General features: G+C 50.1%; 1 protein-coding gene. It reads left to right on the top strand.

The genetic code is table 11. From position 1 onward, the window contains the following. Positions 1-517 precede the first annotated feature (517 nt). On the top strand, positions 518-880 hold the full coding sequence (locus IEE83_RS33715; protein WP_194124959.1) for a helix-turn-helix domain-containing protein: 363 nt from the start codon (positions 518-520) through the stop codon (positions 878-880). Positions 881-888: the final 8 nt, after the last annotated feature.

The raw sequence follows: 888 nt of genomic DNA, 5'->3' as shown, positions 1-888 counted from the left end.
AAAAAAAAAAGGCTGAATTGAGAAGGGTTCTGCGTTGCATGGTTGGTGTCTCCTAGTAGTTTGAAAAAGCCAGCCACTCTGTCTGAAGACAGGATGGTTAACTGGTCGAGGCGCGTGAGTGAATACTGGCTGTCGTGCTGTGTCGCTTCCTTGATTAAGGAAACGCATCAACTATGGGTGATGGTCAGAAAGTTATTGAAGATTTCCTGGCCTCTTCGTCATGTCGAAGATGATTTTCTTGATGCCTCCACCTTGGCCTTTGTTCAGCGTCATGCTGCGTTGATCGAGTACTTCGCATGAGTATCATGGAGCTGTGTCACTGTTGCTGACCTAGTGCCTCGAACATGAAGACCTTGATACAGACCAGCATTGCTTGGCATGACACAGCAATGCAACTATATGTTTGCGTTTGAGGATGGTCAAAAAAATACGGTAAAATTTTCGCAAATCGAAAAAATATGACTTAGGAGCACTCGTGAGTACAGATACCCCCCGCGAGGTAGAAAAAGAGCATGTGATGGGCCTTGAGAAGGGGCTGTTGCTGATAGAAGCATTTGGTATCAGCTGTTCTCCGATGACTCTGAGCCAAGCAGCAGAGATCACGGGCCATTCGGCGGCGTCAACGCGACGTCTCTTGTTGACGCTTGTGAGGCTGGGCTATGCACGTTGCGATGGAAGACTCTTCGCCCTGGAGCCGCGCACGCTGCGGCTCGTGCACGCGTATGTGAACTCCACCCCACTTACAAAGGTGGCGCAGCCCATCTTGGAGATTTGTAGCGAGCGGACCCGTGAGTCGGCCTCGTTGGCAGTTGTGGATGGCCAGCATGATGTATTCGTCGCACGTTCAACCCGGCGTCGAAGCCTTTCGTTTGGTCTATGATTTTTTTT

It is taken from the genome of Dyadobacter subterraneus (assembly GCF_015221875.1).
Taxonomy (GTDB): domain Bacteria; phylum Bacteroidota; class Bacteroidia; order Cytophagales; family Spirosomataceae; genus Dyadobacter; species Dyadobacter subterraneus.
This window is presented reverse-complemented; position numbering and strand designations above follow the sequence as displayed.

Bases quoted from the DNA above. Each gene is read 5' to 3' on its own strand.
- IEE83_RS33715 (WP_194124959.1), top strand. From the start codon at position 518: ATGGGCCTTGAGAAGGGGCTGTTGCTGATAGAAGCATTTGGTATCAGC.